The sequence below is a fragment of the Streptomyces sp. NPDC059534 genome (assembly GCF_042743475.1).
Classification (GTDB): domain Bacteria; phylum Actinomycetota; class Actinomycetes; order Streptomycetales; family Streptomycetaceae; genus Streptomyces.
Genome location: NZ_JBHWAQ010000003.1, coordinates 279,120 through 293,364, shown reverse-complemented (window position 1 = coordinate 293,364; position 14,245 = coordinate 279,120). Strand labels below are relative to the sequence as shown.

The following is a 14,245-nucleotide window of genomic DNA, read 5'->3' as shown; positions in this document are numbered from 1 at the left end:
CCCGCGCCCCGCCGACCGCCCGCGCCCGATCGCCGTGCGCCGGCCGCCCGACCGGCCGCCGGTCGCCGGTCACCCGCCGCCGGGCGCCGGCTAGACGCACCACCAGAGGAAGCGGGTGCAGGTCGGCGTCGGGCTCGGTGTCGGGGTCTGGCCCGGCGTGGGGCCGGTGGTGGAGGGCACGGGGCCGCCGGGCGTCCCCGAGCCGGTCGGCGCCGGGCCGCCCGCGGACGGTGTCGCGGTGGGCGTCGCGGACCCGGAAGGCGAGGCGGTCGAGGACGGCTGCCCCGGACCGTCGCCCCCCTGGCCCGTGGCCGGTCCCGGACCGGACCCGGACCCCGGCCCCGTATCGGACCCCGAGGTCCCGTCGGACCCAGCGCCCTCGCCGGACGTCGTTCCCGCACCCCCTCGCGTGCCCGTGGTGGAGCCCGCGCTCACCTGGCGGGGGCGCGTGGGCGTGGCGCCGGGCGTGCCGGTCACCGGAGAGGGACCCGCGCCGTCCGGCGGTTCCGTGCTGTCGACGGGTTCGGGTTCGAGGGGGCTCGCGGTGACCTCCAGCTCCTCGACGGCCATGGCGGCGCCGCTCGGCGGCGGGTCCTCCAGGGCGAGCCGGGCCAGGCCGAGCGTCCCGGCCGCGAGGACCAGGCCCACCGTTCCCGCCAGGACCGTACGGCCCCGGCGGCTGCGGGCCCGTCTTCCCCTGCGCGTGGCGCTACGGCCCCGCGCCGCCCGGCTCTGTGCGGCCTCGCGGGCGGCGCGGCGCCCGCCGGCGGCCGGGCGGGGCGGCTCGACGACGTCCAGTTCGTAGACGTGCTCGGGCTCGGCCGGCGGGCGGACGGATATGTGGGGGGTCTCGTACCGCAGTTCCTCGACGGGAGTCCCGCACCCGGCACAGGCGAGGGCCCCGTTGAGATGCCGCCGGCACGCGTGGCAGTAGTCCATGGGGCCCGCAGGCTATGCGGCCGGGTACGGCGGCAGGTAGGCGTGGACGTGAGGATCCTGTGAGGAAACCGCAGGTCGTCGGCGGTGCGCCGCGATTCTCCCGCTTCGGGAAGGATCGCCTCCGGGCCCGCCCGGCCTCCCGCCGGCCGCCCGGCGAGCCCCGCGCGCGGCCCCCGCCGACAGGCCCCGGGCGGCGCAGCCCAGCGCGCGCCGTGCCCCGGACGGCCGGACGATGCGAACAGGACCGCGAAACGCGACCCACCTCGCCCGTGCCAGCACCGCACTCCGGAGGATCCGCCGTGACCGTCAGCCTTGAGCAGCTGCGTCGTTGCCATGTCGCCGTCGACCTGGGTGCCGCCCGCACCCGGGTCTTCGTCAAGGGCGCCGGACTCGTCGTCGACGAGCCGAGCGTCGCCGCCGTCAACACCCGTACCGGAGCGCTGATCGCCGTCGGCGCCCTGGCGGAGAAGATGACCGGCCGCACCCCCGACTACATCCGGGTCGTCCGCCCCGTGTCGGGCGGCACCGTCGTCGACATCGACATGGCGCAGCGGATGCTCCGCCATCTCCTCGGCGAGAAGCTGCGCCGCCAGCTGCGCCGCAAGCCCCGGCTGCGCGCCGCCGCCTGCACCCCGCACGACAGCGACCCGCTCGCCCAGCGTGCCGCCGTGGAGACCCTCGTCGGTCTGGGAGCGCGCCGGGTCGAGCTGGTGGACACCCTCATCGCGGCGGCGGTGGGCTGCGGCCTTCCGGTCGAGCAGCCCACCGCGACCATGATCCTGGTGTGCGGGGCGGCGACGACGCAGGTCGCGGTGCTCTCGCTCGGCTCGATCGTGACGGCCGAGCGGATGCCGGTCGGCGGCGACGCCATCGACCACGCCGTCATCCAGCACCTGCGTCACCACCACGAGCTGATGCTGCCGAGCCAGTCGGTCCGGCCGCTGCAACTCGCCCTGAGCGGGAACGGCCTGACGCCGCACGGCCCGGCCTGGACCGAGATCCACGGCCGGGACGTCGCCACCGGCCTGGCCCGTTCGGTGACCGTCGACACGGCCGCCGTGCGGCAGGCGATCCACACGCCGCTGACGGCGGTCCTGGACGGCATCGGAAAGGTGCTGCGGGACTGCCCGCCGGACCTGGTGGCCGACCTCGCGGACCGCGGGATCATGATGGTGGGCGGCAGTGCCCTGCTGCCGGGGCTCGACCAGATGCTGCGCGAGGCGACCGGAATGCCGGTGCACATCGCCGAACGCCCCGACGTGTGCGCGGTCCTGGGGCTCGGCGCCATGCTGGAGGGCAAGGTCCAGGCGATGGTCCTCGACCCGCTCGCGGAGCGGAACCCGCTGGCCGACGACGACTGACCGCCGGCCGTACCCAAACCGGCCAAACCGCCTGATTCGTACGACAATGAGACCATGACGATCATGGATGAGGACACGGACGAGGACACACCCCGCCTGCCCATGCTGCTCGAAGCAGTCCTCAGCGTCGGCACGGACCTCGAACTCCGCACCACCCTCCAGCACATCGTGGACTCCGCCACCGAACTCACCGGGGCCCGCTACGGGGCGCTCGGGGTCGTCGACCCCGCGCGCCACCGGCTCACCGAACTCTTCACCTCCGGCATGACCGACGAGGAGCGCCGGCGCATCGGCCGCCTCCCCGACGGCCGCACCGGGCTGGTCGGCGCCCTCGTCCAGGACCCCCGGCCGCTCCGCCTCGACGACCTGACGGCCGACCCGCGCTCCGTCGGCGTACCCGAGGGCCATCCCCCGATGCGCACCTTCCTGGGCGTCCCCATCCGGGTCCACACCCAGGTCTTCGGCAACCTGTACCTCACCGAGAAGCACGCGGGCGGCTTCACCGAGGAGGACCTCGCCCTGCTCCGGGTCCTCGCCTCCCAGGCGGGCATCGCCATCGGCAACGCCCGGCTGTACGAGACGGCCCGGCAGCGCGAGCGCTGGATCGAGGGGGCCGCGGCCGTCACCACGGCCCTGCTCACCGGCGAGTCCGCCGAGGACGCCCTGACGACCGTCGCCGAACAGGCCCGCATCCTCGCCGGCGCCTCGGCCGGCGTGGTCCTCCAGCCGACCGCCGAGGGCGGCATGGAGATCGTCGCCGCCTCGACCGCCGACGACCCGGGCGACCTGGTCGGCACGACCATCGCGCCCGGCTCCCCCGTCCTCGTCCAGCTACTCGGCGGGGAACCCGTCTTCGTCGAGGACTCGGCCACCGATCCGCGGATGACGACCACCGTACGCTCGCGCTTCGGCCCCTCGATGATGCTGCCGCTGCAGAGCGGCGGGAGACTCATCGGCACCCTCGCCCTCCCCCGGCGGCGCGGCGGCCCGCCGTACTCGGCGGTGGACCGGCTCCTCGCCTCCCAGTTCGCCTCGCAGGCGGCGCTCGCCCTCGTCCTCGCCGACGCGCGCCACGACCGCGAGCGCCTCGCCGTCTACGAGGACCGCGACCGCATCGCGCGCGACCTCCACGACCTCGTCGTCCAACGGCTGTTCGCCACCGAGATGATGCTCGAGTCGACCCGGCGCAGAGCCTCCGGCTCGTCCGAGGAGGACGCCCTGCTCAGCCGCGCCGTCGACGAGCTGGACTCCACCATCCAGGAAGTCCGCACCACCATCTTCGCCCTCCAGCAACCGCCCGCCGACGCCCCCGCCTCCTTCCGTGGGCGGGTCCTCCGCGAGACCGGCGGCGCCGCCGCCCTCCTCGGCTTCCAGCCCTCGGTCCACTTCTCCGGCCCGGTCGACACCCTCGCGGACGAGCACGACGCCGAAAAGCTCCTCGCCACCCTGCGCGGAGCACTCGCCGCGGCCCACCGGCGCCCCGGCGTCACCGCGGTCACCGTCGACATCACCGCCGCCGACGGGCTCCGCCTCCACGTCGAGGACGACGGCACTCCCCCGGCCACGGCGACCTGGCCGTAGGAGCGGAGCGGGCACGGCGGCCTCGTGCACGGGCGGGGCCCGGCCTGGTCCACGGGCAGAGCCCGGGCGGCCCCCGGACTCGCCCTCGCGCCCACCCGTACGGAGCAGTCCGGCGCGCCGCGCACCCCTCCCCGATCTTGACTGGAGGCGTGGACACCGAGACCAAGCCCCCGACAGCGGCGGCCTACCGCAACCTGGTGACGGCCACCATCGGCTTCACGCTCACCTTCTGGGCATGGGACCTGATCGCGCCCCTCGCCAGCTGGTACGGCGACCGGCTCGAACTCAGCTCCTTCGAGCAGTCGCTGCTCGTCGCGGTCCCCGTCCTGGTCGGCTCGCTCGGCCGCATCCCGGCCGGCGCGCTCACCGACCGGTACGGCGCGAAACTGATGTTCCCGCTCGTCTCGGCGCTGACGATCATCCCCGTACTGCTGCTCATCGTGGCCAAGGACAGCTACGGCCTGATGCTGGTCGTCGGCTTCCTCCTCGGCCTCGGCGGCACCACGTTCGCCATCGGCATCCCGCTCGTCAACTCCTGGTTCCCGCCCGCCAAGCGCGGCCTCGCACTCGGCGTGTTCGGCATGGGCATGGGCGGCGTGGCACTCTCCGGCTACTTCACGCCGCGCATCGCCAAACACGGCGAGAACCTGCCGTTCATCGTCGTCGCGATCGCCCTCGCCGCGTACGCGGTGCTCGCCACGTTCCTCATCACCGACCGGCCCGACCGGCCCGTGCCCACCGCCTCCCTGGCATCGCGCCTCGGCGCGGCAGGCCGGCTGCGAGTGACATGGGAACTGTCGGCGCTCTACGCGATCGGCTTCGGCGGCATCGTCGCCTTCGGCGTCTACCTGCCCACGTACCTGAAGACCTGGTACGAACTCGACCCCACCGACGCGGGCACCAAAGCCGCCGGCTTCGCCCTGGTCACCGTCGTCTTCCGGCCCATCGGCGGCTGGCTCTCGGACCGCGTCCACCCCGCGCTCGTCACAGCCGCCGCGCTCGGCGTCGTCGCCCTCCTCGCCATCGTCCAGGCATTCGACCCGCCCCTCAACCCCGGCGGCACGATCGCCCTCCTCATCATGGCCGCCGGCCTCGGCACCGCCAGCGGCTCCGTCTTCGCCCTCGTCTCCCAGGTCACCCCCCAGGCCAAAGTCGGCAGCGTCACCGGCATCGTCGGCGCCATGGGCGGCCTCGGCGGCTTCCTCCCCCCGCTCGTCATGGGCGCCATCTACAGCGCCAAGGGCTCCTACTCCATCGGCTTCATGCTCCTCTCCGACCTCGCCCTCGCCGGCTGCGTCTACGCCTACGGCCGCATGCGCGGCATCCGCCCCGACGGCGAAGCCCCCGACCCCCAGCCCACCAGAATCCCGGCAACCCACCCCTGACACCCCCACACCCCCAGGTGGGCCCGCGCCTTGCCCGCACCCGCGCCTGTCGGCCGGGCCCCCACCCTCCGTGTGGGCAATCGTCCCGCTGGGCGGGACGGGTGGGCACACGGGACGGCGCCCTCGGCGGCGCCTCCGCCCCTTGTGCCTGGGCCCGCACCCGTACGGTGCCGTGCTGTCGGTGCGGGTTCGGGCGCGGAAGCCTAGGCCCGGCAACGGGCGCCGTTCCGTTGTGCCCACCCGTTCCGCCCCAGCGGAACGAATGCCCACAACGGGGGTGGTCTCCTGGGGCGAGGTTTCGGCGATGGGGCGTGGGCAGGGGCGGTGGGGGTGGGGAGAATGGGGGGTGGGGTTTGGGTTGGGTGAGGGTGAGGAGTGCGAACGGTGAGTGTGTTGTTGCCTGCGCTGAGGGACCCGTCGGACGCCCCCGCACTGCGCTTCGGCGCGGACGCGCTGTCGTACCGGGAGCTGGCGCGCGCCGCCGGCACGTTGGCGGGCCGGTTCGGCGCGGCGGGCCGGGTCGCGGTGTGGGCGACGCCGAGTGCGCGTACGGCGGTGGCCGTGGTGGCGGCTCTGCTGGCCGGCGTACCCGCGGTGCCGATCAATCCGCGGACCGGGGAGCGGGAGTTGGCGCACATTCTGGGGGACAGTGCGCCGGATGTGGTGCTGGCGGGGCCGGGGGACGTGTTGCCGGCCGGGCTCGCGGCGCTTCCCCGGATCGATGTGGAGCTGACCGGGGCGGACGGGACCCCGCCGGGGCGGACGGGGGTCGTGGACGCCGAGTCGCCCGCGCTGATCGTCTACACGTCCGGTACGACCGGCCCTCCGAAGGGGGTTCTTCTCTCGCATCGGGCGGTGGCGGCGTCGTTGGACGCGCTGGCCGGGGCGTGGTCATGGACGGCGGACGACGTGCTGGTGCACGCGCTGCCGCTGTTCCATGTGCACGGTCTGGTGCTGGGGGTGCTGGGGCCGTTGCGGCGGGGTGGCGAGGTGCGGCATCTGGGCGGGTTCTCGGTGGAGGGTGTGGCGCGGGAGCTGGGGAACGGCGGGACGATGCTGTTCGGCGTACCGACGATGTACCACCGGCTGGCGGACGCGCTGGAAGGGGATGCCGGTCTCGCGGGGGCCTTGGCGGGGGCGCGGCTGCTGGTCTCGGGTTCGGCGGCGTTGCCGGTGCATGATCACGAGCGGATCGCGGCGGCGACGGGGCGGAAGGTCGTGGAGCGGTACGGGATGACGGAGACGCTCATGAACACGAGCGTGCGGCCGGGCGGGGAGCCGCGGCCGGGGACGGTGGGGGTGCCGCTGGAGGGTGTGGACCTGCGTCTGGTCGACGAGGACGGGGCCGTGCTGGGGGAGCGTGACGGGGAGACGGTCGGCGAGGTGCAGGTGCGGGGCCCGAACCTCTTCTCCGGTTATCTCAACCGGCCGGAGGCGACGGCGGCGGCGTTCGACGGCGGCTGGTTCCGCACCGGGGACATGGCGGTGCGGGAGGCGGACGGCGGGGTGCGTCTGGTGGGCCGGAAGGCGACGGACCTCATCAAGAGCGGCGGGTACAAGATCGGGGCGGGCGAGATCGAGAACGCGCTGCTCGACCATCCCGGCGTCCGGGAGGCGGCCGTCACGGGCGAGCCGGACGCGGATCTGGGCGAGCGGATCGTGGCCTGGGTGGTGCCGCGAGACGGGGAGGTGCCGCCGGCGGAGGCGGAGTTGGCCGATCATGTGGCGCGGCTGCTGGCGCCGCACAAGCGGCCCCGGGTGGTGCGCTACCTGGACGCGCTCCCCCGCAACGACATGGGCAAGGTGCTGAAGAAGGCGCTGCCGGGGGCCCGTTGAACGGGTGAGGGCCGGACCCCCGTCCCGGAGGGAGGGGGGTCCGGCCTCGTGTTGTCGGGTTACTTCACGCCGACCGCGCGGATCAGCTCCTGGGTGACGGAGCCGCCCCGGTCGTCGCCGGCGCCGGCGCGCAGCGAGACGGAGGCCGCGCCGGACGGGATCCGCAGCTCGCCGTTCCAGCCGGTGCCGTGCCAGGACTTCCTGAGGGCGACCTTCGTCCAGGTCCCGCCCTCGTCGTAGGAGACCTCCAGGGTGCCGGTGCCGATGGTGCCGGTGCCGGTGGCGCCCTTCACGTACTCGGCGGTGATCCCGACGGGCAGCTTGCTCCCGGCGCGGACGTCACCGTTGAGGTCGGTGTCGAGGTCGATGCCGAGGTTGAGCATGGGCAGGTAGGTGATCCGGTCCTGCGGGGTCTCGGCGGAGCGGAAGGTCCACTCGCTGTGGCCCTTGGTGGCGAGGCGCCAGCGGGCCGGGTCGAGCGCGGTGTCGGTGACGACCTTGTAGGTCGCCTCCTCCGCGGGGGCGTCCCAGGCGTAGGCGCCGGAGCTCTTCTTGCGGTCGACGCGGGTCCCGTTGACGTACACCTCGGTGTACTGGGTCATCGAGTCGTCGTTCCAGACGTTGCCGAAGCCGGTGTGGTCGGTGCCGGAGTCGCCCCAGCCGGGGGTGTTGAAGCGCAGGTCGTTGCCGGTGCGCTGCTGGCCCCAGCCGAGACCGGTGCCCAGCCAGGGGTGCCAGACGGGGCCGAACCAGTCGATGTCGACCCGGCTGCCGCCGCGGTAGGACGGGGTGCCGCCGCGCTGCTCCAGGGAGTCGCCGAGGTCGACGGACTCGTGCCAGCGCTGGCCGGTGCCGGTGGAGACGTACTCGGTGCGCTCGGTCGGGAAGGCGATCCACTCCTTGAAGCCGAAGCCGATCGGGAAGGTGTCGGTGATCGAGTAGCGGTACTCGCCGCCCAGTTCCTTGCGCTTGGTCGGCGCGTGGAAGGTGGAGCGGATGGTGGCGAGTTCGCCCTCGTCGGGACGGAAGGCCAGGTCCTTGCCGATGGCGCCGGGGTGGCCCTCGGAGAGGTCGTACGTGAACGGGGTGAAGCGGGTGCCGGTCAGCTCGACGCGCTTGCCGCGGGCCGCGCCGGCGGCGAGCCGCTGGGCGTCGGCGGTGTTGACGGTGGCGACGGCGAGCGGCCGGTCCTCGTAGTCGGCGGTGCCGAACCACTTCATCAGGCGGCCGGGCTGGTCGTCGGTGACGAACAGGGCCTTGGCGCCCGCGTCCTGGGCGGTCTGGGCGAGCTGCGCCGGGTCGGCGCCGTCGGTCAGGCGGACGAGGACGGCCTTGCCGGTGACGTTCCTGCCCGTGTACTCGGCGGGGGTGCCGGTGCCCGCGTCGACGAGGCCGAGGCGGTGGTCGCCCTCCAGGAGGGTGGCGCCGGCCTGCGGGGTGGCGCCGGAGAGACGGGTGCCGTCGACGCTCGCCTCCAGCATCGGCTTGCCGAGGCGCCAGACGGTCCGGTACTCGAAGGTGCCGGTCGCGGGCTTCGCGGTGGGCGCGGCGAAGATCGAGTCGTACTTCGGCGGGACCTGGACGGCTCCGCCGTAGGAGGCGCCGTTCGCGTCGCGGTCGAACTCCATGAGGAGCTGGCGGGTCTCGGTCCGCTTCTCGACCTCGGCGCGGATCTCGCGCAGCTGCCGGCCGTCGAGGGTGATCTCGCGGTCGCGGTCGAGGGTGATCTCCGGCTGGGTGAGGAAGCCGAGGCCGAGGGAGTCCTTGCCGTGCGAGCCGCGCACGTCGAGGAAGGTGTCGACGGTGTACGTGCCGGGCTTGAGGCGCAGTTCGAGGGTGCCGGACTCGCCGACGAGGGCCGGGAAGGGGTCCTCGCCCTGTGCGAGCTTCTGCACGCCCAGGTAGGCGGGGGCGGGGGCGCCGTCGCGGTCCTTGACGTGGACGGTGAGGGTGTAGCGCTCCTCCTCCTTCACCAGGCCGAGCGCGGTGTGCGCGACGGCCGCGCCGCCGACGGTGGCGGTGACCCGTCCGGAGGACTGGCCGACGGGGGCCTTGGCGCCGTCCCCGGTGACGGTGGTGGACGCGGAGCCGTGGGCGGGGACGGTGAGGGTGGTGTCGGCGAGGGTGGCGACACCGGCCGGCATGCCCTCGACGGCCAGGTTCAACTCGACGGCGTCGTCGGAGGCGTTGGTGTAGGTGACGGTCTTGGTGACCGGCTTGTTCCCCTCGTACGGCCAGGAGAAGAAGCCGAGGTCGGCGGAGCCGGTGGCGGTGACGTTCGCGGAGATCGCGGCGGCCACGTCGACCCGGCCGGCGCCCAGCTCGTACGAGCCGGCGTCGAGTGTTTTGGACGAGGACATGAGGGCGTCCTTGAGGCGGGCGCCGGTCCAGTCGGGGTGCTTCTCGGCGAGCAGCGCGGCGACGCCGGCGACGTGCGGGGTCGCCATCGACGTACCGCTCATGGAGGTGTAGAGGCCGCTGCCGGCGACGAGCTGGGAGCGGGCGGCGAGGATGTTCACGCCGGGTGCCGACACGTCGGGCTTGAGGGCCTGGTCGCCGTAGCGGGGGCCTTGGCTCGTGAAGTAGGCGGCCCGGTCGGCGGAGTCGACGGCGCCGACGGTGAGCGCGGCGTCGGCGGCACCGGGCGAGCCGATGGAGCCGGGGTAGCCGGAGTTTCCGGCGGCGATGACGAAGAGGGCGCCGGTCTCGGCGGAGAGCGTGTCGACGGCCTGGGCCATCGGGTCGGTGCCGTCACTGGGTTCGCTGGAGCCGAGGCTCATCGAGACGATCTTCGCGTCGATGTCCTTGGCCGCCCACTCCATGCCGGCGATGATCTGCGACTCGGTGCCGGAGCCCTGGTCGCTGAGGACCTTGCCGACGGCGAGGGTGGCGCCGGGGGCGACGCCCTTCTCCTTGCCGTCGGAGCCGGCTCCGCTGCCGCCGACGGTGGAGGTGACGTGGGTGCCGTGGCCGCCGCGGTCGGCGACCTCCTGGCCCTCGATGAAGGACTTGGTCTCGGCGATGCGGCCGACGAGGTCGGGGTGCGCGAGGTCGGCGCCGGTGTCGAGGACGGCGACCTTGACGCCCTTGCCGGTGAGCCCGGCCTCCCATGCCTTGGGGGTGCCGATCTGCGTGTTGGACTCGGCCATCGCGGCCTTGACCCGGCCGTCGAGCCAGACCTTCGCCGGGGCGGCCGCGGCCCGGGCGGTGGCCGGGGCGGTGAAGCCGCGCCAGAAGGCGGCGGGGTCGGTGGCGGTGACGGCGGCGCCGCCGATGCTCGGCAGGGCGCGAACGGTCTCGGCGCCGCGCGGGGCGGGGGCGGCGGACCTCGCGGCCTTGGCGCCGCCGTACGTGACGATCAGGGGCAGTTCGCCGGTGATGCCCTGCTCGACGAGGCCGGTCACGTCGAAGAGGCGCGGGTCGAGCGCGCCGGAGGCGAGGTAGGGGCGGGCCTCGTCGGGGACGACCGTGACGCGGCCGTCGGAGATCTGGCTGCGGACCGCGCCGGTGGCGCCCTTTGCCCGGTCGACGGTGACGGTGCGCTGTCCGCCGCCGAGCTCGGTGAGGGTGACGCGGTCGCCGGTCACCAGGGTGACGGTGCTGCTCGTCGCGGTCGCCTTGAAGGTGTCCGGCACGGCGGAGGCGGTGTTCCCGGCGGCGGCGGTCTGCCCGGCCGAGAGCATCACGAGGGAGATGCCCGCGGCGAGCAGCCCGGCCCTCCCTCTGGCGATGGGTGTGGTCATCGTCGAACTCCTCGCGGACCCGGGGTCGGGGGTGTTTCCGGGTGCCGCGAGGAGTCTTGGCCTGTGGGGCGGGTGTTGACCCCCGTTACTCCTGGCGGTTATGTGCCGTGGCGGTCAACCGCCAGGCAGGGATGGGGCGTTCGGGGAGAAGCGTCACGGAGTGGGGTCGAGGGCGTCATAGCGGCGGAATCCGCGTCCGTACAGCGCGAGGACGCCGATCGCGAGGACGCACGCGATCCCGCCGCCCGTGAGGGCCACCGTCGGGGAGGTCAGATCGGCGACGGAGCCCGCGAGGAAGTCGCCGAGCCGGGGCCCGCCGGCGACCACCACGATGAAGACGCCCTGGAGCCGGCCGCGCATCTCGTCGGGTGCGGCGACCTGCATCATCGTGTTCCGGAAGATCATCGACACGGTGTCGGAGTAGCCGGCGAGGGCCAGCAGGAGCAGGCCCAGCCAGAGGTTCCGGGTCAGGCCGAAGGCGGCGATCGCGGTGCCCCAGCAGGCCACCGAGATGAGGATCGCCTGCCCGTGGTGGCGGATACGGCCCTGCCAGCCGGAGAGGACCCCGCCGAGGAGCGCCCCGAACGCGGGCGCGGCGACGAGGAGTCCGGTGGTCCTGGCGTCCCCGCCGTACCAGAGGACGGCGACGGCGGGGAACAGGGCCCGGGGGTGGGCGAGGATCATCGCGCAGAAGTCCGAGAAGAACGTCATCCGCAGATTGGGGCGGGTCGCGAGGAAGCGGAGTCCGTCGAGGACCGAGGCCCGCTTCGTCCCCGTCCGGTCCGGGAGCATCGACGGCAGCCGCCACATCGCGTAGAGGCTCGCGGAGAAGGCGACGGCGTCCACGAGGTACGCGGTCTGGTAGCCGGCGACTCCGACGATCAGGCCGCCGAGGCTGGGTCCGACGAGCGTGCCGAAGGTCATGACCATCGAGTTGAGCGCGTTCGCGGCCCGCAGCTGCTCGGGCGGCAGGAGCCGGGGGATCATCGACGTGCGGGCGGGCGAGTTGAGCGCGGCGCACACGGCCTGGAGGGCGACGATCCCGTACAGGAACCAGACGCGGTGGAAGCCGGCGAACGCGGCCCCGGCGAGGGCGATGGACAGCACCGCGGACCCGCAGGCGCTGGCCAGTCCGAGCTTGCGGCGGTCGACGGTGTCCGCGATCGCCCCGCCGTACAGGCCGAACACGACGAGCGGGACGAGGGAGAACAGTCCGACGAGCCCGACGGAGAACGGCGAGCGGGTGATGTCGTACACCTGGAGGGAGACGGCGAGGGCCGTCATGCCCTGCCCGACCCAGGAGACGGTGCTCCCGAACCAGAGGCGGCGGTAGTGCACGGAGGTCCGCAGCGGGGTGAGGTCGGCGAAGACCCTGCGGCGGTCCTGGTGTTCCTTCTGTTCCTCGGTAGTGGTCACGCGACGTCGTACCGCAGTTCGGGGCGCGCCCAGTGGATCCGTCCGGTGGGCGGGACGGTCCCGGTGCGGACGGCGCCCGTCCGCAGGTAGAACTCCTCGGCCGGCGGATGCGCGACGACCCGTACGGAGGCCAGCCCGGCGGCCCTCGCCTCCCCTGCCATGTGCTCCATCAGCAGCCGTCCGATGCCGAGGCCCTGGGCCGCGTCCGCGACGAACGCGAGGTCGAGCTCCGCCTCGTCGACGAGCAGCGCGTAGAACCCGAGGACGCGGCCGCTCCCGTCGACGGCGACGAACACGGGGTGGTGCTCGATGTACGCGCCGCCCACCTGGTACCCGTCGACCATCGAGGCGTAGTCCCCGCGATAGGCGCGGGAGGCCCGGACGAGCCGGGTGAGCCGCTTGGAGTCGTCGGCGGTGGCGCGCCGGACGGTGATGTCGAACATGGGGCGAGTATAGGACCGAGGTCCGGTGATGATCCTTACAATTGAGTGAACGCGAGCACGGCCGGGCGTTCAGTGATCCTCAGTGGTCCGCGGCGCCCCGCTCCGCGAGCAGCATCGGCTGCGGCCCCGGGGAGAGCACGATGCGCGGGACCGGCCGGGGCGGGCGTGGGGAGGCCGGGGTCATGCGCCAGCGCGAGGCCATGGCGGCGAGGGCGAGCGTGGCCTCGACCGTGCCGAAGACGTCGCCGATGCACTTGGTGGCGCCGAGGCCGAACGGCACGCAGGCGTCCCTCGGCACCTCTCCGGCGGCCCAGCGGCCCGGGTCGAAGCGGGCCGCGTCCCGGAAGACGTCATGGCGCCGGTGCACCAGGTAGAGACAGCAGATCACGAGGGAGCCGGGCGGCAGCGAACGTCCGGCCAGCTCCGTCTCCCGGACGGCGGTGCGGGTGACCGCCCACGCCGGCGGATAGAGCCGCAGCACCTCGCGGACCACGTCGCCGGTGTACGGCAGCCGGGGCAGGTCGGCCCCGGTGACCGGCCGCCCGCCGAGGACCGCGTCGAGTTCCCCGTGCAGCCGCGCCGCGACCTCCGGGTGGTCGGCGAGGAGCCGCAGGGCCCAGGCGACGACCGAGGAGGTGGTCTCGGCGCCGGCCAGGACCAGGGTGGCGACCTGGTCCCCGAGTTCGGCGTCCGAGAGCGCCCGGCCCCGTTCGTCCCGTACGGCCAGGAGCAGCGAGAGGGCGTCGCCGTGGTCGACGCCGGTGGCGCGGTAGGCGGCGACGATGGCGGCGACGCCCGCCCGCCACCGGGCGAGGGCGCGGCGGTAGCGGCGGCGGGCCGGGGAGGGCACGCGGTCGAGGGCGGGCGCGACGACGCGGGCGTAGACCCCGCGCAGCAGGACGTCGAGGGCCTCCCGCAGCTCCTCGGCGGCCCGCGCGGTGACACCGGCGGAGAACAGGGTGCGGACGGCGACGGCGGTGGTGAGCCGGAACGCCTCCTCGGTGACGTCGACGACGGCCCCCGACCGCCAGCCTCCCGTGACGACCGCGGTCTCGGCCGCCATGACGGCGGCGTAGCGCTCCATCAGCGAGTGGTGGAAGGCGGGCTGGAGGACCCGCCGTTGGCCGCGGTGCTCGGCGTTCGAGCAGGTCGCCAGGCCGTTGCCGAGGACCGCGCGGACCTTGTCGTAGAGCACCCCGCCCCGGTCGAAGCTCCCGCGGTCGGTGAGGACGCGGCGGACGAGCGCGGGGTGGCTCACCACGTGGACGGTCCGGGGCCCCATCCGTACGCGCACCACGTCCCCGTGGTCGGGCAGGGAGTCGAGGAAGGCCAAGGGCCGGACGGCGAGGTACGGCAGGTGCCCGAGGAACGGCCAGGCCCCCGGCGCCGTACCGTGACGCGGCTCCTCCGCCCCCGTCACGTGCGGGGTCATCACACCTCCACCCCGGCCCCGGTGACGGCGCGCCGCCCGGGTCCGGCAGTGAGTCCCGCGGAAGATCGAACCGGATCTGAAGATCGCACAGAGCGCTACGATACGTCAT

General features: G+C 74.1%; 9 protein-coding genes. 4 read left to right on the top strand and 5 right to left on the bottom strand.

Annotation, left to right across the window (positions count from 1 at the left end; genetic code table 11):
• Positions 1-90 precede the first annotated feature (90 nt).
• Complete coding sequence (locus tag ACFVZH_RS05565) at positions 91-939, bottom strand: hypothetical protein (RefSeq protein WP_384893508.1); 849 nt, start codon at positions 937-939, stop codon at positions 91-93.
• A 299-nt stretch (positions 940-1,238) separates the two neighbouring features.
• Here ACFVZH_RS05565 and ACFVZH_RS05560 point away from each other — a divergent pair, with 299 nt between their 5' ends.
• From ACFVZH_RS05560 to ACFVZH_RS05545, 4 genes are all read left to right on the top strand, one after another.
• The gene (locus ACFVZH_RS05560; protein WP_384893506.1) at positions 1,239-2,300 is read left to right on the top strand and encodes a rod shape-determining protein; all 1,062 of its coding nucleotides are present in this window, start codon (positions 1,239-1,241) and stop codon (positions 2,298-2,300) included.
• 54 nt (positions 2,301-2,354) lie between these two features.
• Complete coding sequence (locus ACFVZH_RS05555; RefSeq protein WP_384893504.1) at positions 2,355-3,881, top strand: GAF domain-containing protein; 1,527 nt, start codon at positions 2,355-2,357, stop codon at positions 3,879-3,881.
• A 149-nt stretch (positions 3,882-4,030) separates the two neighbouring features.
• Positions 4,031-5,266: a nitrate/nitrite transporter gene (locus tag ACFVZH_RS05550; protein ID WP_384893502.1), complete on the top strand. Its 1,236-nt coding sequence runs from the start codon at positions 4,031-4,033 to the stop codon at positions 5,264-5,266.
• A 384-nt stretch (positions 5,267-5,650) separates the two neighbouring features.
• Positions 5,651-7,102 carry an acyl-CoA synthetase gene (locus ACFVZH_RS05545; RefSeq protein ID WP_384893500.1) on the top strand — a complete coding sequence of 484 codons (1,452 nt, stop codon included), beginning with the start codon at positions 5,651-5,653 and terminating at the stop codon, positions 7,100-7,102.
• A 59-nt stretch (positions 7,103-7,161) separates the two neighbouring features.
• Here ACFVZH_RS05545 and ACFVZH_RS05540 read toward each other — a convergent pair whose 3' ends face one another.
• The 4 genes from ACFVZH_RS05540 to ACFVZH_RS05525 form a co-directional block, all read right to left on the bottom strand.
• On the bottom strand, positions 7,162-10,845 hold the full coding sequence (locus ACFVZH_RS05540; RefSeq protein ID WP_384893498.1) for a S8 family serine peptidase: 3,684 nt from the start codon (positions 10,843-10,845) through the stop codon (positions 7,162-7,164).
• Positions 10,846-10,998: 153 nt separating this feature from the next.
• On the bottom strand, positions 10,999-12,261 hold the full coding sequence (locus ACFVZH_RS05535) for an MFS transporter (RefSeq protein ID WP_384893496.1): 1,263 nt from the start codon (positions 12,259-12,261) through the stop codon (positions 10,999-11,001).
• On the bottom strand, positions 12,258-12,704 hold the full coding sequence (locus tag ACFVZH_RS05530; protein ID WP_384893494.1) for a GNAT family N-acetyltransferase: 447 nt from the start codon (positions 12,702-12,704) through the stop codon (positions 12,258-12,260). The genes ACFVZH_RS05535 and ACFVZH_RS05530 overlap by 4 nt, the downstream gene beginning before the upstream one ends.
• Before the next feature lie 79 nt (positions 12,705-12,783).
• Complete coding sequence (locus ACFVZH_RS05525) at positions 12,784-14,136, bottom strand: cytochrome P450 (RefSeq protein ID WP_384893492.1); 1,353 nt, start codon at positions 14,134-14,136, stop codon at positions 12,784-12,786.
• Positions 14,137-14,245: the final 109 nt, after the last annotated feature.

What these genes read in the sequence shown, in the direction of transcription:
- ACFVZH_RS05565 (WP_384893508.1), bottom strand. Translation starts at nt 939, where the DNA reads ATGGACTACTGCCACGCGTGCCGGCGGCATCTCAACGGGGCCCTCGCC.
- ACFVZH_RS05555 (WP_384893504.1), top strand. Translation starts at nt 2,355, where the DNA reads ATGACGATCATGGATGAGGACACGGACGAGGACACACCCCGCCTGCCC.
- ACFVZH_RS05540 (WP_384893498.1), bottom strand. Translation starts at nt 10,845, where the DNA reads ATGACCACACCCATCGCCAGAGGGAGGGCCGGGCTGCTCGCCGCGGGC.
- ACFVZH_RS05530 (WP_384893494.1), bottom strand. Translation starts at nt 12,704, where the DNA reads ATGTTCGACATCACCGTCCGGCGCGCCACCGCCGACGACTCCAAGCGG.
- ACFVZH_RS05525 (WP_384893492.1), bottom strand. Translation starts at nt 14,136, where the DNA reads ATGACCCCGCACGTGACGGGGGCGGAGGAGCCGCGTCACGGTACGGCG.